General features: G+C 65.4%; 16 protein-coding genes. 8 read left to right on the top strand and 8 right to left on the bottom strand.

Annotation, left to right across the window (positions count from 1 at the left end; translation table 11 throughout):
- Positions 1–17: 17 nt before the first annotated feature.
- The 3 genes from M2361_RS03655 to M2361_RS03665 all read right to left on the bottom strand — a co-directional run bounded on the left by M2361_RS03655 (position 18) and on the right by M2361_RS03665 (position 1,947).
- Positions 18–668 (bottom strand): dUTPase, encoded by a 651-nt coding sequence (locus M2361_RS03655; protein ID WP_259249230.1) that lies wholly within the window; start codon positions 666–668, stop codon positions 18–20.
- Positions 669–762: 94 nt separating this feature from the next.
- Entirely contained in the window at positions 763–1,284 is a 522-nt protein-coding gene (locus M2361_RS03660) for a hypothetical protein (protein ID WP_259246265.1), read from the bottom strand.
- Positions 1,285–1,296: 12 nt separating this feature from the next.
- Complete coding sequence (locus M2361_RS03665; protein WP_259246266.1) at positions 1,297–1,947, bottom strand: DedA family protein; 651 nt, start codon at positions 1,945–1,947, stop codon at positions 1,297–1,299.
- Positions 1,948–2,066: 119 nt separating this feature from the next.
- Here M2361_RS03665 and M2361_RS03670 point away from each other — a divergent pair, with 119 nt between their 5' ends.
- The 6 genes from M2361_RS03670 (at position 2,067) to M2361_RS03695 (ending at position 7,510) form a co-directional block, all read left to right on the top strand.
- Entirely contained in the window at positions 2,067–3,107 is a 1,041-nt protein-coding gene (locus M2361_RS03670) for a metal-dependent hydrolase (protein ID WP_259246267.1), read from the top strand.
- Between the two features lie 161 nt (positions 3,108–3,268).
- Positions 3,269–4,036, top strand: a complete 768-nt coding sequence (locus tag M2361_RS03675; protein ID WP_259246268.1) for an IclR family transcriptional regulator — start codon at positions 3,269–3,271, stop codon at positions 4,034–4,036.
- A gap of 36 nt (positions 4,037–4,072) precedes the next feature.
- Positions 4,073–4,777 carry a dipeptidase PepE gene (pepE, locus tag M2361_RS03680; protein ID WP_259246269.1) on the top strand — a complete coding sequence of 235 codons (705 nt, stop codon included), beginning with the start codon at positions 4,073–4,075 and terminating at the stop codon, positions 4,775–4,777.
- Positions 4,774–5,703, top strand: a complete 930-nt coding sequence (locus M2361_RS03685; protein WP_259246270.1) for a DUF1177 domain-containing protein — start codon at positions 4,774–4,776, stop codon at positions 5,701–5,703. The genes pepE and M2361_RS03685 overlap by 4 nt, the downstream gene beginning before the upstream one ends.
- Complete coding sequence (locus M2361_RS03690) at positions 5,700–6,389, top strand: AroM family protein (protein WP_259246271.1); 690 nt, start codon at positions 5,700–5,702, stop codon at positions 6,387–6,389. The genes M2361_RS03685 and M2361_RS03690 overlap by 4 nt, the downstream gene beginning before the upstream one ends.
- Before the next feature lie 116 nt (positions 6,390–6,505).
- A complete protein-coding gene (locus M2361_RS03695) occupies positions 6,506–7,510 on the top strand; it encodes a tripartite tricarboxylate transporter substrate binding protein (protein WP_259246272.1) in 1,005 nt (334 codons plus the stop codon).
- A 90-nt stretch (positions 7,511–7,600) separates the two neighbouring features.
- Here the strand turns inward: M2361_RS03695 and coaBC are convergent, their stop codons facing one another.
- The 4 genes from coaBC to M2361_RS03715 all read right to left on the bottom strand — a co-directional run bounded on the left by coaBC (position 7,601) and on the right by M2361_RS03715 (position 13,313).
- The gene (gene coaBC / locus M2361_RS03700; RefSeq protein ID WP_259246273.1) at positions 7,601–8,797 is read right to left on the bottom strand and encodes a bifunctional phosphopantothenoylcysteine decarboxylase/phosphopantothenate--cysteine ligase CoaBC; all 1,197 of its coding nucleotides are present in this window, start codon (positions 8,795–8,797) and stop codon (positions 7,601–7,603) included.
- 163 nt (positions 8,798–8,960) lie between these two features.
- Positions 8,961–9,494, bottom strand: a complete 534-nt coding sequence (gene lspA / locus M2361_RS03705; protein WP_259246274.1) for a signal peptidase II — start codon at positions 9,492–9,494, stop codon at positions 8,961–8,963.
- Positions 9,495–9,496: 2 nt separating this feature from the next.
- Positions 9,497–12,358: an isoleucine--tRNA ligase gene (ileS, locus tag M2361_RS03710; protein WP_259246275.1), complete on the bottom strand. Its 2,862-nt coding sequence runs from the start codon at positions 12,356–12,358 to the stop codon at positions 9,497–9,499.
- Positions 12,348–13,313 (bottom strand): bifunctional riboflavin kinase/FAD synthetase, encoded by a 966-nt coding sequence (locus M2361_RS03715; protein ID WP_050445250.1) that lies wholly within the window; start codon positions 13,311–13,313, stop codon positions 12,348–12,350. Before M2361_RS03715 ends, ileS begins: the two co-directional genes overlap by 11 nt.
- A 165-nt stretch (positions 13,314–13,478) precedes the next feature.
- Between M2361_RS03715 and purN the strand changes: the two genes are divergently transcribed.
- Both purN and M2361_RS28980 read left to right on the top strand, forming a co-directional pair.
- Positions 13,479–14,144 (top strand): phosphoribosylglycinamide formyltransferase, encoded by a 666-nt coding sequence (gene purN / locus M2361_RS03720; RefSeq protein ID WP_259246276.1) that lies wholly within the window; start codon positions 13,479–13,481, stop codon positions 14,142–14,144.
- 1,105 nt (positions 14,145–15,249) lie between these two features.
- Positions 15,250–16,695: an RsmB/NOP family class I SAM-dependent RNA methyltransferase gene (locus M2361_RS28980; RefSeq protein WP_310508905.1), complete on the top strand. Its 1,446-nt coding sequence runs from the start codon at positions 15,250–15,252 to the stop codon at positions 16,693–16,695.
- 25 nt (positions 16,696–16,720) lie between these two features.
- Here M2361_RS28980 and M2361_RS03730 read toward each other — a convergent pair whose 3' ends face one another.
- On the bottom strand, positions 16,721–17,044 hold the full coding sequence (locus tag M2361_RS03730; protein WP_404976254.1) for a hypothetical protein: 324 nt from the start codon (positions 17,042–17,044) through the stop codon (positions 16,721–16,723).
- Positions 17,045–17,322: the final 278 nt, after the last annotated feature.

The raw sequence follows: 17,322 nt of genomic DNA on the forward strand, positions 1-17,322 counted from the left end.
CACGGTGTGCGGTGGTCTTACAGGCGCGCGTAGGCCTGTTCCAGTTCGCGCGCCATCGCGTCGGCGAAATCCGCGCTGGTGGGGTCCAGTTGCGACAGCAGGCGAGCCAGCACGACGTTGTCTTCTTCGCCGTTCCAGATCTTGATGTAGGTGCCTTCCTTGTAGCCGTGCTGCTGGCGGAAGATGTTCAACACGTTCTTCGACACGTATTGCGTGTAGGCGTCGTTCCAGCTCATTTCGCACGCCGTCATGGTCTGTTCCAGCACCTTGTAGCTGGCGCGGCCGCAGACGGCCAGGCCGCCGATCAGTTCCAGCAGTTCGGGCACGGGCAGGGCGCCCAGCGAATAGGTCTTGCCGTCCAGCGTGACCGAGGCGGGCGTGGCCAGGTCGGCCATCAGCGCGCGCGCGGCATCGGCTTGCTGGCCTTGGGCTTGGACGATGGTGTGCGACAGGTAGAAGTGCAGGATGTCCACCAGTTCCATCTGCACCTGGGGCAGGTCGATGGTTTGCTTCTTCCACCACTTCCAGCCGTAGTGCTCAAGCGCTTCGGCGGACTCAACAAAAGCGGCGCGCAGGAAACGCGATCCGCCATTGACCCAGTCGGGATTGATCATGCTGTTCAAGTGGTCTTGCAGCTTCAGCATCGTGGCCGCTTGGGCCTGGTTCAATCCGACAACGTTATTCACTTTTACTCCGTAATTCTTGAGGGTCTTTGCGACGGCGGCGGAAATGTTAGCACCAATGCCGGGCGGCCCAGCGGCGTCAGTTGTCTTTGCGGTAGGACGACGTTTTCAGTGGCGGCAGTTTGCTCAGCGGCGTGCCGCGCGCCTTGCGTGCGCTGCCGGCAGCCTTCAGCAGCATGACCGCGAAGAACCCCAGAAATACCGCGGGCATCAACTCGTCCAGCTCGAAATGGGGGGTGCGTAGCACGCGGAAGGCAATATTCGCGGCCGCCCAGCCTGCCAGCACGCCGCCCACGGTCAGGATGACGCCGAATTTGCGCTGGCGCGCGCGTTGGGCCATCGAGATTTCAGCCGCGTCTGACGGGGCGGTGGCGCCGGGGGAGCCGGTGTTGCGCGCGGGCGGGGCCGTGTTGCCCCAGGGGGCGGTGGACAAGGAGTCGCCCGACGCGGGGGCCGGTACGGGGACCGGCACGGCAACGCTGGCTTGGCGCGACGCACGGCCCTTTTCGGGCACCTTGCCGGGCGTGACACCGCCCGCGCTCGACAGGTTTTCAATGTAGCGCGCGAAATCGCCGTCTTTCGGCTCCAGGTCAATCGCCATGCCATTCTCCGATCAGTTGCCGCGGCCTTGCCCCGCCCGTTGCCGAGCCGGTTGACGGCGCTTGCGCACCATGGCCAGCAGAAGCCCGCATCCTAGCAGCACTGACAGGCCCGCGCCGATCATCATGGCGATTTGCTGTGCGTTTTCCGCCGTACCCAGGCTGCGCGCGGTGATGTAGCCCGGCGCCAGCATCAAGGGCATCCACAGCAGCGCCGACATGACATTGGCCAGTTGGAAGCGGTGGTGCGCCATGCCCATCACGCCGGCGACGGTGGGAATGGTTGAGCGGATCGGCCCCAGGAAGCGGCCGATCAGCACCGAGGCGAAACCATAGCGATAAAAGAACAGCCGCGCACGCGCCACGCCGGTGCGTTGCTGCTTGAGCGGCCAGCGGCGCAACACGCCAGGGCCGGCCCAGCGGCCCAGCCAATACGACACCGCGTCACCCACAATGGCGCCGGCAATACCCCAGGCGACCACGCCCCAGGGGTCCAGCGTGCCCGCGCCAATCAGGCCGCCCGTCAGCAGCATCAGCGCCGTGGCGGGGATGAACAGGCCCACCAGTACCAGCGATTCCCCCAGGGTCAGCAGGAACGTGATGGGGCCGGCCCACACCTGGTTGGCCTCGATGAAGAGGCCGATCTTGTCGATATATTGATCCATGAAGGCGAAGTCTGAAAATTAGCTGAAAGCAATCGGGTATCTTAACGCCTGGCTTGATGGCCAAATGTTATCTAGGCTGTCTGATTGATGCGGTTGATGGAAGATTCGACTGGGAAACTATGGATTCGGTAACACAAGCCGTGCTGGGCGCGGGCATACAAGGCGCGCTGCTGGGGCGCTTCCAGGGGCGCAGGGCGTTGATCTATGGGGCGGCGCTGGGAACGCTGCCTGATCTTGACGTATTGATGCGGTACCCCGATCCGGTGTCCCTCATGACCTACCACCGGGGCTTCTCCCATTCGGTATTCGTGCTGACCGGCCTGGCCATGCTGCTTGCCTGGCTGATACGCAAATATTGGCCACAGGCACCCTATAGCGGGCGGCGGCTGTTCCTGACGATATGGCTGGTGCTGGTGACGCATCCGATACTGGATTCATTCACCGTCTACGGCACGCAGCTTTTCTGGCCGATGACCACCATTCCCGAAAGCTGGTCGGCCATTTTCATTATTGATCCCGTCTACACGGTGCCGGTGTTGCTGGCGGTGTTCTACGCCATTGCCGTCGGGATGACGCAGCGCGCGCGCCGCTTCCTGGCAGGCGTGTTGGTCTTCAGCACTGCGTACCTGGGCTTTGGCCTGGCCAGCCGCATGGCCGCCGAAGACCGGGTGCGCGAGGCCATGCGCGAACAGGGCATCGCCGTGACCGAACTGCGGGCTGTGTCGATGCCGTTCAATACCCTGGTCTGGCGCGTCATCGCCAAGACGCCGGATGGCCACTACTACGAAGCCGTCAGCAGCCTGTTTGATCGGGGCCCGCCCGAATGGCTGCGTCAGCCGCTGCATCTGGACTTGGCGCAAGCGCTGGATGACGTCCCCCTGCACCAGCGCCTGCAATGGTTTACGGACGATTGGCTGCGTTACGACGCCATCGGCGACGCCTTGGTCGTGAGCGATTTGCGCATGGGCATGGCGGGGCATTACACCTTCCGCTTCAAGATGGCGGAGCGCACGCCGGAGGGCGGCTGGAAGCCGGTCACGCCGTCCAGTTGGCCAAGCGAGCGGGGTGGTTGGGAAGAGTTGAAGCTGGTGCTGGCGCGCATCCTGCATGCGCAGCCGCCGTTGCCGCTGGCGCAGTGGTCCACGCTGGCCGACCGGTAGTTCACAACAGCTGCATTCCCTTAATTAACTTACGGCTGTTCAAGCCCCCGCCTGATACGGGGGCATTTGTTCGCCGCAACATCCCGTATTGACCGCGTTCCCGGCCCTGCATTATGCTTGTTCTCTATTAAGGAACTTTAGTTCCAATTTATGGAACAAACATGAGCATTCTAGACGGAGTCCAGCGCGTCCTGTCGCTCTACGCGGACGGCGCCATGGAACTGAGCTTCACCGATGTCGCGGCGCGCCTGGCCATGCCCAAAAGCACGGCGTCGCGCGTGCTGAACCAGATGCAGCACTACGGCTTGCTGGACCAGGACCCGGCCACGCGCCGGTATCGCCCCGGCGCCTTGCTGGCCCAGGCGGTACGCGCCGGCATGGCCGCCACACCGCTGGACGAAGCTTGCCGCGACGTGCTGGCAAGGCTATCGGAAGACAGCGGCCTGACTGCCTATCTATCCACCTTGAACCAGCGCGAAACCGTGGTGTTGCAGCGCTTGAACGGCTCGCATCCCGTGCAGGTCCTGTCGCCGCCCGGTTCGCGTCGCAATGCCTCGGGCACCGCGATGGGCCGTGCGCTGCTGTCGCGCTTGAGCGATGCCGAATTCCAGGCGCTGTATGGCGCTGACCCCGCGCAGCCCTTGCCCATGGAAGGGCGTGATTGCCCCGCCACCGTGGGCGACCTGGCGCGGTTGGTCGAGCAGACGCGCGCCGATCACTGCGGCGTCGCCATCGACCAGGCCATGCCCGGCATCGGCGCCGTGGCCGCCGCCGTGCGCGATCCCGCCACGGGTGAGTTGCGCGGCCTGTGCCTGTCGTTCGTATCCTTCCAGGCCGATGCCGAGCGCGTGGCGCGCCTGCGCGACGCGGTGCTTACGCAAGTGGCCGGGCTGGGGCGCCAATTGAACGACCCCTACTGGCTTACCTGAATTCTTCCCTTTTGCTTTGTTGACGGAATCTTTTCCATGAACCTTTTGCTACTCAGCAATTCCAGCAGCGACGCCGGCTATCTGGTGCATGCCCTGCCGGACATCCGCGAACTGATCGACACGCTGCCGCCCGGCGCGCCGGCCGTGTTCGTGCCGTTTGCCGGCGTCACGCGCGGTTGGGACGACTACACCGCGTTGGTGGCCTCGGCCCTGGCGGACACGGGCTTGGCCATTGAAGGCCTGCATCGTGCAGCGGACCCCGTGGCTGCGCTGGAAAATGCCGCCGTCATCATCGTGGGCGGTGGCAACACGTTCAACCTGTTGGGGCAATTGCGTCGCCAAGGCTTGCTGGACGTGGTCAAGCGCCGCGTGCGCGCGGGTGCGGCGTATCTGGGTTGGAGCGCCGGTTCCAACCTGACGTGCCCCACCATCTGCACCACGAACGACATGCCCATCACCGACCCGGGTGGCTTCGACGGCCTGGACTTGATCACGTTCCAGATCAACCCGCACTACACCAACGCGCATCCGCCCGGACACCGTGGCGAAACGCGCGCCCAGCGCCTGGCCGAGTTCTGCACGCTGAACCCGGCAATGCCGGTGCTTGGGCTGCCCGAAGGATCGGGCCTGCGCGTGCGCGGCCAGCAGGTCTCGCTGATCGGCCCGCACGACGCCCCGTTGTTCCTGGGCCGCGAAGAGCCGCGCGTGTTCCAACCGGGTCCGCTGGAGATTCCGGCATGAAGCAGGTGATCGACACCATCGAGCTGCTGTCCTCGGCGCACATTACCGGCGACGCGGTGGCCAAGGTGCTGCGCGACGCCGGCGATTGCGAGGTGGAAGTCACCCGCCTGGAACGCGACGGCGCGGCGACCGATTTCCTGTCCATCGTCATTCCCGGCCTGGATGCCTCCGCGCCGCAACTCGGCATCGTCGGCCGTCTGGGCGGGATTGGCGCGCGGCCCGCCGTGACGGGCCTGGTGTCCGATAGCGATGGAGCCGTGGTGGCCATTGCCGCCGCGCTCAAGCTGATGGCAATGGCGCGCCAGGGCGACGTGATGCCGGGCACGGTGCGCATCCGCACGCACATCTGCCCGCGTGCCGGCACCCGCCCGCATCATCCCGTACCGATGATGCGTTCGCCTTTTCCCATGCGCGAAATGATGTCGCACGAGGTGGACCCGCGCATGGACGCGATCCTGTCCGTGGACACCACGCGCGGCAACCGCCTGGTGAACAAGCGCGGCGTGGCGCTGACGCCTGTGGCCAAGCAGGGCTACCTGCTGCGCATTCCGGAAACGATGCTGGACGTGATGGGCTGGGTCAGCGGTGAACTTCCCGTGACCCTGCCGCTGACGACGCAAGACATCACGCCCTACGAAAACGGCCTGTGGCATGTGAATTCGCTGATGCAGCCGACGATCGTCACCGACGCGCCCGTCGTGGGCGTGGCGTTGACCGCGCAAACCACCGTGCCCGGTTGCGCCACCGGCGTGACCAACGCCGTGGATGCCGACGTGGCGATGCGCTTCTGCATCGAAATCGCCAAGCTGTACGGCCAGCGCAAGATGACGTTCTTCGATGACGCCGAGTGGGCCGCCTTGCAGGCGCGCTACGGGTCGATGGCGCACTTGCAAACCGTCGGCCGCCAAGACGGCGGTGCGGCATGAGCGCAGCCCAAACCCGCCGCGTCGCGTTCTTCACGATTGGCCAATCACCGCGCAGCGATGTCGTGCCTGAAATGGCGCGCCTGCTGGGCGATGCCGTGCATATCGATGAGTTCGGTGCGTTGGACGGCCTGGATGCCGCCGCGCTGGCCGCGATGGCCCCGCGCGACGGCGCCTACCGTTTCGCCACCCGCATGCGCGATGGCGCGCAAATCGAACTGGACGCCGCCGCCGCCGAAGCCCGGTTGGCCGACGTGATGCGCCAGGCGGACGGCGCCGGTTATGACGCGCTGGTGCCGCTGTGTACCGGCACCGCCATCGCGCCGATGCGCACGCTGGTGGTCGAGCCGCAGCAAGTGGTTGACCATCTGGTCGCGGGCCTGTCGCAGCATTGCCGCAACGTGGGGCTGGTGGTGCCCTTGGCCGAACAGGTCGACTTCTTTCATCTGGCGGTGCCGCTGTCTTGCGGCACGCAGATCGTGCACGCATCGCCTTACGAGGCCGATGCGGATCAGGCCGCGCGCAACTTTGCGCAAGCGGGGCAGGCCTTGGCATCGTGCGACCTGATCGTCATGCATTGCATGGGCTACAGCCAGCGCATGCGCGATGCCGTGGCCCAGGCCTCGGGCCGGCCGGTGCTGTTGTCCAACCGCATCGTGGCACAGGCCTTGTCGCAGTTATTGGAATAAAGCCGCCGACGTTTCAGTACGGCATGGCGGTGGCGGATTTTTGCCGCCGCCACGCCGGATGAGCGGCATGGGGAGACGAAGCTGTCTTCGTCAATTTAATGTTGGGAGTGTTTTTCATGTTCAGCCGTACCTTGCACCGCGCCGTTGGCGCCCTGTCCGCCGTCGCTGCCCTGACGGTCCTGCCCGTGCTGGCCGCGCCCGCACACGCCGCCGATGCGTGGAAGCCCACCAAGCCCGTGCGGCTGCTGGTGGGTTTTGCACCCGGCGGCTCGGCCGACACCTTGGCGCGCCTGCTTGCCGACCCGCTGTCCAAGCGCCTGGGTCAGTCGGTCGTGGTTGAAAACCTGGCCGGCGCCGGCGGCAACATCATGGCGTACCGCCTGTCGCAGTCGCCCGCTGACGGCTACACCATTGGCATCGCGGCCGCAGGATCCATGGCCATCACGCATGTCTTGAATCCCAAGGGCACGAACTACAAGCCGTCTGACTTCACGCCGATCACGCTGGCTGCCGTGCAGCCCAACGTGGTCATCGTCAACAAGGACGTGCCGGCCAACAACCTGGCCGAGCTTAAGGAATATTTCCAGAGGACGCCGACCGCCACGTACGGCACGGCGGGCGTGGGTATTTCCAACCACCTGATCGCCGAAACCATGCTGTACAAGATGGGCGTGAAGGTACCGCACGCGGCATACCGTGGCGCGGCGCCCGTCATCACCGACCTGCTGGGCGGCCACATCGCCATGACGATGGACAACATTTCGACCGCCGCGCCGCTGGCCTCGCAAGGCAAGGTCAAGGCGATTGCCGTGGCGTCGCTCAAGCGCGCGCCGCAGTTGCCCAACGTGCCGACGCTGGACGAGCAGGGCCTGAAGGGTTTTGACATGCCGACGTGGCAGGGCGTGTTCGCGCCCGCGGGCTTGCCGGCCGACGTGCTGGCCGCTTACTACGCCGCGCTGCAAGACGTGCTGAAGGACCCGACGCTGGTCGAGAAGATGGCGGGGCTGGGCTCCGAGCCGGTCACGGGAATGACGCCGGAGAAGACGGCGCAATTCCTGGAAAAGGACCGCCAGCAATGGGCCGATACCGTGAAGGCCGCGAACATCAGCCTCGAGCAGTAAAAGTAGAAGGGCCCCACGCGGGCCCCTTCTTTTTTTAAGTGCGGAATCAGCCAGAAAGCCTGGCTGACGAACCCCCGGGCTTAAACGAAATCAGGCCGGAAAGCGTGCTGCGATTTCCGCGATCAGGCGGCGCGCGGCTTCCAGCTTGTCGCCCGCCGGCAGCGGGTGCGCGCCTTGCTCGTCGAACAGCACCAGTTCGGTGGTGTCCGCGTCCATGACCTTGTGCGCCAGGTTACCCACCAGCAGCGGGATGCCCTTGCGCTGGCGCTTGGCTTCCGCGTGCTCGGCCAGCTTTTCGGTTTCGGCCGCGAAGCCGACGCACCACGGGCCGTTTTCCAGCTTGGCCACTTCGGCCAGGATGTCCGGATTCGGTTCGAATTCCATCAGCGGCGCGCCGCCGCCTTCGCTTGTCTTCTTCAGCTTTTGCGTGCTGACGTTCTTCACGCGCCAGTCGGCCACGGCGGCCACGGCAATGAAGATGTCGGCATCGGCCGCGCTGGCCATGACCGCATCATGCATCTGGCGCGCGGTCATGACCGACAGCGCCGTCACGCCGCGCGGCACGGGCAGGAAGGTGGCGCCGGTGATCAAGGTCACGCGCGCACCGGCTTCGCGCGCGGCACGGGCCAGCGCGTAGCCGGTCTTGCCCGACGAGCGGTTGCTCAGCACGCGCACCGGGTCGACCGGTTCGGACGTGGGGCCCGCGGTCAGCAGCACGTGGCGTCCCGCCAGCAGCTTGGGCTGGAAAAATGCAATCAGGTCGCTCAGCAGTTCATGCGATTCCAGCATGCGGCCGTCGCCGGTTTCACCGCAAGCCTGTTCGCCGGCCGACGGGCCCAGCACGCTGATGCCGTCCGCGCGCAGTTGTTCAACATTGCGTTGGGTAGCCGGGTTGGCCCACATCTCGCGGTTCATGGCGGGCGCCACCAGCAAGGGGCAGGCGCGCGCCAGGCACAGCGTGGACAGCAGGTCGTCGGCCATGCCGTGCGCCAGCTTGGCCATGAAGTCGGCGCTGGCGGGCGCGATCAGCACCGCGTCTGCGCCGCGCGTCAGGTCGATGTGCGCCATGTTGTTGGGCACGCGCGCATCCCAGGCGTCCACGAATACCGGCCGGCCCGACAGGGCTTGCATCGTCACGGGCGTGATGAAGTGCGTGGCCGCCTCGGTCATCACCACGTCGACGGTGGCGCCTTGTTCGGTCATGCGCCGCACCAGCTCGGCGATTTTGTAGCAGGCGATGCCCCCGGTCAGACCGAGGACGATGCGTTTGCGGGCGAGATCGAGCATGAGGGCGTGGCGGCGGGTTCAGCGCCGTGAAAACGAGGAATGGAGGGTGATTTTATTCTGCATTGCGGCATTGCGCCGTTCGCCATGCATTCAGGGGGTATCAAACACGGCAAAAGCCAGGGGGAGGGGATGGCCGGGGCAGGACTGCCCCGGCGCGAAGTCGTCAAGCCTGCGGCTTCTTGCGGGCGCGCAAAAGCTCGTCCAGCACCAGCAGCACGGCGCCGCAACTGATACCCACGTCCGCCAGGTTGAAGGCGGGAAAGTAGGACTCGTTCCAGTAGAACAGCAGGAAGTCCACTACGTGGCCATAGGCCACTCGGTCGATGACGTTGCCGACGGCGCCGCCCAGAATCAGCGTCAGCGCCAGGCTGAAGCGCGGTTGGCCATGCGTGCGCCGCAGGATGATCGTGATGACCACGGCCGCCACGATTCCCAAGCCGGTGAACAGCCAACGCTGCCAGCCTTCTTCGGACGCCAGGAAGCTGAACGCGGCCCCCCGGTTGTACATCAGCGTGAAGTCGAACACCGGCAGCACGTTGACGCGCTCGCCATATTGGAACGAGGTGTTGAAGTACACCTTGGTCAATTGGTCCAGCACGATGATCAACAAGGCCAGCGCCAGCCAGCCGCCCACGCGCGCCGGCGCGGCGCGGGCGGGCGCCGTGCCCGTCACTCCCGAATCGGAGGGGCGGGCCATGTTCACGCCTTGTCGCGGGCTTCGCCCGAGCCGAACAGGTTGGACACGCAGCGGCCGCAGATCTCGGGATGGTCCGCGTCCTGGCCCACGTCAAGGCGCCAGTGCCAGCAGCGTTCGCACTTCTTGTGCGTCGACGGCGTGACTTCGATGCGGGTGTCGCCTTCGCCCGCATGCACGGTGGCACGCGACACGATCAGCACGAAGCGCAGGTCGTCGCCCAGGCTGGCCAGCAATTGCTGGTCGTCGCGGCTGGCGTAAAGATCCACTTCGGCTTGCAACGACGAACCGATGTCGCCCGCCGTGCGCACTTCTTCCAGCTTGCGCTGGACCTCGGCGCGGATGGCGCGCAGGCGCGTCCACTTTGCCGACAGCGCGTCGGCATCGGCAAACGGCGGCAGCGCGTGATAGACCTCGGTGAAGATCGTCGTGCGGGCGGCGTCGGCCTGGTGCTTGAGCGCCGAGCCCACCAGTTCCTTCCAGGCTTCTTCGGCCGTGAAGGACAGGATAGGCGCCATCAGCTTGAGCAGCGTCTGCGTGATGTCCAGCAGCGCGGTCTGCGCCGAGCGGCGCGCCACGCTATTGGGCGCCGACGTGTACAGGCGGTCTTTCAGGATATCCAGGTAGAAGGCGCCCAGGTCTTCCGAGCAGAACGTCTGCAAGCGCGAGACCGCCGGGTGGAAGTCGTAGCGTTCGTAGTTGGCCTGCACTTCCGACTGCATCTGCGCCGTCATCGCCAGCGCGTAGCGGTCGATTTCGAACAGATCGCCATACGGCACGGCCTGCGACACCGCGTCGAAGTCGGCCACGTTGGCCAACAGGAAACGCAGCGTGTTGCGGATACGGCGGTAGCCTTCGACCACGCGCTTCAGGATTTCGTCCGAGATGGAAAGTTCGCCCGAGTAGTCGGTGGAGGCGACCCACAAGCGCAGGATTTCCGCGCCCAGCGAGTCCGACACCTTTTGGGGCGCGATCACGTTGCCCACCGACTTGCTCATCTTGCGGCCTTGGCCATCCACTACGAAGCCGTGCGTCAGCAGCGCTTTGTAGGGCGGCTGGCCGTACAGCATGCAGCCCGTCAGCAGCGACGAATGGAACCAGCCGCGATGCTGGTCCGAGCCTTCCAGGTACAGGTCGGCGGGCCAGCCGAGTTCAGCGCCATGCGAGCCGGCGAAGTCGCCATCCTTGCCGCCCAGCACCGTTGCGTGCGTGCTGCCGGAATCGAACCAGACGTCCAGCGTGTCGCGGTTCTTTTCGTATTGGTCGGCTTCGTCGCCGAGCAGGTCGCGCGGTTCCAGCGCTTGCCAGGCTTCAATGCCGCCTTGCTCGACGCGCTGCGCCACCTGCTCCAGCAGTTCGGACGTGCGCGGATGCAGCTCGCCGGTTTCCTTGTGCACGAAGAAGGCCATCGGCACGCCCCATTGGCGCTGACGCGACAGGGTCCAATCCGGGCGGTTGGCGATCATGGCGTGCAAGCGGGCACGGCCCCAGGACGGGTAGAAGGCCGTGGCGTCGATACCGGCCAAGGCCGATTCGCGCAGGGTCGGGCCGCCGTCCTTGGGGGCCACGTCCATGCCGGCAAACCATTGGCTGGTGGCGCGGTAGATGATCGGCGTCTTGTGGCGCCAGCAGTGCATGTAGCTGTGCTTGTGCTTTTCGACGTGCATCAGCGCACCGGCTTCGGTCAGCGCTTCGACGATCTTCGGGTTGGCATCCCAGATGGACAGGCCGCCGAACAGCGCCAGGCTGTCCACGTACTTGCCGTCGCCCATGACGGGGCTGATGAAGTCGGTGTCTTTCATGCCGTGCGCCTTGCACGACACAAAGTCTTCAATGCCGTAGGCCGGGGCCGAGTGCACGACGCCCGTGCCCGAGTCTGCCGTGACGTAGTCGCCCAGGTAGATCGGTGCGCGGCGGTCGTAGGCGTCGTTGAACTGCGCCAGCGGATGGCGGAATTCGATTTCGGACAGCGCCTCGCCGGGGGCCGTGGCGATGATTTCGCCTTCCAGGTTCCACGATTTCAGGCAGGCTTCGACGCGGTCTTTCGCGACGAGCAGCAGCGGGCCGAACTTGGGCGCCGGCGACACACGCACCAGCGCGTATTCGATTTCCGGATGCACGTTCAACGCCTGGTTGGACGGGATGGTCCAGGGCGTGGTGGTCCAGATGACGATGGCGCCGTCATCCACCGAGTCCAGCCCGAAGGCGGCGGCCAGCTTGGCCGGTTCAGCGAACGGGAAGGCGACGTCAACGGCGGGGTCGACGCGGTCGGCGTATTCGACTTCGGCTTCGGCCAAGGCGGAACCACAGTCAAAGCACCAGTTCACGGGTTTCAGGCCGCGAAACACGTAGCCCTTGTCCAGGATGCGGCCCAGCCCGCGGATCTCGTCGGCTTCATTGCTGAAGTTCATGGTCATGTACGGGCGATCCCATTCGCCCAGCACACCCAGTCGCTTGAAATCCTTGCGCTGGCGGTCGATCTGCTCAAGCGCGTAGGCGCGAGCCTTCGACTGCACTTCCGCCACGGGCAGGTGCTTGCCGAATTTCTTTTCGATCTGGATTTCGATCGGCATGCCGTGGCAGTCCCAGCCTGGCACGTAATGCGCGTCATAGCCGGCCATGTTGCGGCTCTTGACGATGATGTCCTTCAGGATCTTGTTGACCGCGTGGCCGATGTGGATGTCGCCGTTGGCATAGGGCGGGCCGTCATGCAGCACGAAACGGGGCCGGCCGCGGCTGGCTGCTCGGATCGCCTGGTAGACGTGGTTTTCCTCCCATTGCGAAATCCAGGCGGGCTCGCGCTTGGCAAGGTCGCCCCGCATGGGGAAGGGGGTATCGGGCAGGTTGAGGGTCTTTTTATAGTCCATGAACGGCAAAATAAGCGCGCGCGTTTCGCGCGTCTTCGGCGATGGCGGCAGTCAGGGAAGGGAGGTCAGGAAATTTTTCTTCGTCCCGCAGCTTGTGCAGGAATTCGACGCGTACGAGTTTACCGTAAGCATTGATCGTGTCTTCGAGCAGGTGTGACTCAAGTAGCACTCTGCCACGGTCTTCGACGGTTGGGCGCACGCCCAGGCTCGCCACGGCGGGCAAGGGCCGGTCGGCCAGCCCATAGACCTGCACCACGTAGATGCCCGAGCGCGCGGCGCAGCGTTCGGCCACGCGCAGGTTCATGGTGGGGTAGCCCAGGGTGCGGCCCAGCTTCTGGCCGTGGATGACGTGGCCGCTGATATGGAAGGGATGGCCCAGCAGGTGGCGGGCGCGGTCCAGATCGCCCACGGCCAGCGCCGTGCGCACCTCGGAACTTGAAATGCGATGGCCCTGCTGGTCGGTCACGTCCGCTAGCGTCTGCACCTCGAAGCCGTGGTGCATGCCGGCCTCGCGTAGCAGGTCGATGTCGCCGCTACGCTTGTGGCCAAAACGGAAGTCTTCGCCCACCAGCAGCCATTTGGTCTGCAGGCCCTGGACCAGCAGGTTTTCGATGAACGCATTGGCCGACATTTCAGCCAGCCGGGCGTTGAAGCGCTGCACCACCACCTGAGAGACGCCGTAGCGCGCCAGCGCCGACAGCTTGTCGCGCAAGCCCGAGACTCGGGTAGGCGCCAATTCGGGGCGTTGGTTCAGCGTGGCGAAATACTCCCGGGGATGCGGCTCGAACGTCATCACGGAAGGGGTAAGACCGCGCTCGCGGGCGGCCTGGCAGACGCGAGCCAGCATGGCTTGATGCCCGCGATGGACGCCGTCGAAATTGCCGATCGTCAGCGCGCAAGGAGCGCGCCGGTCGGGCGGAGGCAGGGATCGGTAGATACGCAGCGATGGTTTCACGAGCGAGAGTTTACAATTTTGGATTCCGGGTTTGTTCCAATCCCCTCCAATCATTCACGCGCCGACGGTTTTTATCGTGCTTGGATGAAGGCGGACAAGCCCGTTGCGCCACGCAAATCGCGTCCCTGTCGGGGCGCGTTGGGGGTAATTATTGGATTCTTTATCTTGCCGGACACACAAATTTCCAAGCGCCGCCTTGTCATCCTGATATCGGGGCGGGGCAGCAACATGCAGGCGCTGGCCGAAGCCTGCCGCAACGAGGGCTGGCCGGCCGAAATCGCCGCCGTCATCGCCAGCCGGCCGGACGCAGGCGGCCTGGAGTGGGCCGCCGCCCAAGGCATTCCCAATGCGGCGCTGTATCACAAGGACTACCCCAGCCGCGAGGCTTTCGATGCCGCCCTGGCCGCCGAAATCGATCGCTATGCGCCTGATTACGTCATTCTGGCCGGTTTCATGCGCGTACTGACGCCTGGCTTCGTCAACCATTACGCTGGCCGCCTGGTCAATATCCACCCATCGCTGTTGCCGGCATTCCCTGGCCTGCATACGCATGCCCAAGCCTTGGCGACCGGCGTGCGTGTGCATGGCTGCACCGTGCATTTCGTGACCCCGGTCCTGGACCACGGCCCCATCATTGCCCAGGGCTGTGTGCCGGTTCTGGCTGGGGATACGCCGGAACTGCTGGCCAACCGCGTGCTGGCCGTGGAACATCAAGCTTTTCCGGCAGCCGTGCGCTGGTTGGCCGAAGGCCGGGTTACCCTGACAAACGACCACCGGGTGGACGTGCAGGGGGATCCCGCACGCCTTTTCACCTGGTCGCCGGCCGCCTGAGCGGCCCTGAATCGCTTTTATCGGGCGGAACTCCTCCGCCCCACTGGAACACACCATGACTAAACCCCAATCTCCGCGTTCTCGTCCGGCAGGCTCCCCGAGGGCCGCCTCCGAAGGGCGCGACGGTCGGTCCTTCTTTTCGCGTCCCAAGGGCGAAGCCCGCGAGGCGCCGGTGCGCGAACGCGCCGAACGAGGGCGTGAAGAGCGCCCCAGCCGCGATGCCGGCCGCCCGGCGCCCCGTCCGTCGTTTGACGCCCCGCGCGGCGAAGGTCGTGGCGAACGCGGCGGCTTCGGCGGCGACCGCCGCGAAGGCCAAGGCCAGGGACGCCCCGCGCCCCGTCCGTCCTACGACGCCCCGCGTGGTGAAAACCGTGGCGGCGAGCGTGGTTCCTACGGTTCGGAGCGCCGTGGCGGCCAGGGACAAGGCCAGGGTCAAGGTCAGGGCCGACCGGATTCGCGTCCGTCATATGGCAACGCCCCGCGTGGTGAAAGCCGTGGCGGTGAGCGCGGTTCCTATAGTTCGGATCGCCGTGAAGGCTCGGGTCGACCGGATTCGCGTCCGTCGTATGGCAACGCCCCGCGCGGCGAAAGCCGTGGCGGTGAACGCGGTTCCTATGGTTCTGAGCGTCGCGAAGGCTCGGGCCGCCCGGATTCGCGTCCGTCATATGGCAACGCACCGCGTGGTGACAGCCGTGGCGGCGAACGTGGTTCCTATGGCTCGGAGCGCCGTGAAGGTTCGGGTCGTCCGGATTCGCGTCCGTCGTACGGCAATGGCCCGCGTGGTGATAGCCGTGGCGGCGAACGCGGTTCCTATGGGTCAGAGCGCCGTGAAGGCTCGGGTCGTCCGGATTCGCGCCCGTCGTACGGCAATGGCCCGCGTGGTGAAAACCGTGGCGGTGATCGTGGTTCCTATGCTTCGGATCGCCGTGAAAGTCAGGACCGTTCGGATTCGCGTCCGTCCTATGACGGCCCGCGCAGCGACGACCGTGGCGAACGCGGCCAATATGCTGGCCACCGTGGTGGCGATGCCCATCAGGGCAGTCGTGATCAGAACGCGCCAAAGCCGCAGTTCAATCGTCCCCGCCAGTCTTATGCGGCCATCCGCATCGATCAGGTCCAGCGCGTTTTGGGCGAAATCCTGCAATGGACCTATCCTGCCGATGCCGCGCTGTCGCATTGGTTGCGTCACCACCCCAACCTGGGCGCGCGTGATCGCTCCGAGGTAGCCGAGGCCGTCTATGACGTGCTGCGCCACCTTCGCCGTTATCGCCAGTTCGGCGAAAGCGGCGTGGGTCCCGCATCGCGCCGCCTGGCCATCCTGGGCTTGAACGCGACGCTGGGCGCCGAGGCGCTGGAAGAGGGCATGGACGCCGCCGAAGCCGAATGGCTCAAGCGCGTGTCGCAGATTGACCTGGCAACCTTGCCGCGGGCCATTCGCGGCAGCATTCCCGATTGGCTGGACGAGCGCCTGGCGCTGATGGACAGCCCGGACACCCTCGTCGAAGCGCTGAACCGTCAGGCCAGCCTGGACCTGCGCGTGAATCCCCTCAAGGTCGAACGCGATGCCATGTTGACCGAGCTTCAGCAAAGCGCCGGCCGCTACGAACCCGTGGCGATGCCGTATTCGCCGTGGGGCATCCGCATGGAAGGGCGCCCTGCCATCAACCGCTGGCCGCAGTTCGAAAACGGCAGCATCGAAGTGCAGGACGAAGGCAGCCAGTTGCTGGCGCTGCTGGTCGCCCCGCGCCGTGGCGAAATGATCATCGATTTCTGCGCTGGGGCCGGCGGCAAGACGCTGCTGCTGGGCGCGTTGATGCGCTCCACCGGCCGCCTGTACGCCTTCGACGTCTCGGCCGCCCGTCTCGCGCGCGCCAAGCCCCGTTTCGCGCGTAGCGGCTTGTCGAACGTGGTGCCTGTCGTGATCGACAGCGAAAACGATTCCCGAGTGAAGCGCCTGGCCGGCAAGGCCCAGCGCGTGCTGGTCGATGCGCCGTGCAGCGGCATCGGCACCTTGCGCCGCAATCCGGATTTGAAGTGGCGTCAGCACCCCCAGGCGCTAGCTGAACTGGGGCAGTTGCAAGAGCGCATTCTGAACAGCGCCGCGCGTTGCGTGGCGCCGGGTGGACGTCTGGTCTATGCCACCTGCAGTCTGTTGGCGGAAGAAAACGAAGTGCAGGCCGAACGTTTCCTGGCCAGTCACCCCGATTTCGAACGCTTGGATGCGGCCGAGATCCTGGCCTCGCGCTGCGAAACGCTGAAGTTGGAAGGCCCGTATCTGCAATTGCGTCCCGACGTGCATGGCACCGACGGCTTTTTCGCGGCGGTGTTCGAGCGCAAAAAGAAGGGCGCGGCATCGGAGCCGGCAGCGGAAGGCGTAGCGGCTGACGCTGACCTGGCGGAAGACGACGGCCAGGACGTGCTGGCGGAAACCGGCGTAGACGTCACGCCGGTCGACGCAGAAGCGGCTGAGGTCAAACCGGTGACGGAACCCGTGGCCGCTGCCGAGGCTGCCACCGAGGCCGATACCGACGTGCCAGGCAAGCCGGCCTGAGGCCTCCCGGGGTAGCGCGCGCCGGCTATTTGGCCGGCGTGACGCCCACCGTGGCGCTGTAACGGCGGGTGCCCAAGGTCTTGTTCTGGTATTTCACCTGCCAGGCCAGGGTGTCCGAGCCTGGCTGGTCGGCGATATAGACCACCTGGGATACGGCTACCGACTTATAGGCGCAGCGGCCGGAATCGCTGGATTGCCCGCGAGTCTGCACGATGCTGGCCTTACCCAGGCGCGGCTTTTCCGTGATCACCACGTAGGGCGCCCGCAGCGCCAGGCAGTCCGACCCTCGAATTTCGTAGTACGACGCCAACACGGCCACGTCGCCCGACTTTATTGACTGGGCGGACACGGGGGCGTGTAGCGCCAGCGCAAGGAAGGCAAGGGCCGAAAACAATAAGGGACGGGTTTTTGTCGGTGACATCAGTGGGGCAAATGAGACAGTTCTGCGGCATTTTAGGGGTGAAATTTTGCCCGGTGCGTGTGCCCTGGGAAAAACAATCGCGGCAGAAGCCCCCTTACTCCCCCAGCCCCCTCGCTGACAGGAACTTTAATTGCGGGATATGGCCAAACCCAGGTGTCTTTGCGAATACCCCCATCTACCAGGGGTAGCCGGCCCAAAGCGCCGCA

It is taken from the genome of Achromobacter sp. JUb104, from assembly GCF_024806975.1.
Taxonomy (GTDB): domain Bacteria; phylum Pseudomonadota; class Gammaproteobacteria; order Burkholderiales; family Burkholderiaceae_B; genus Achromobacter; species Achromobacter spanius.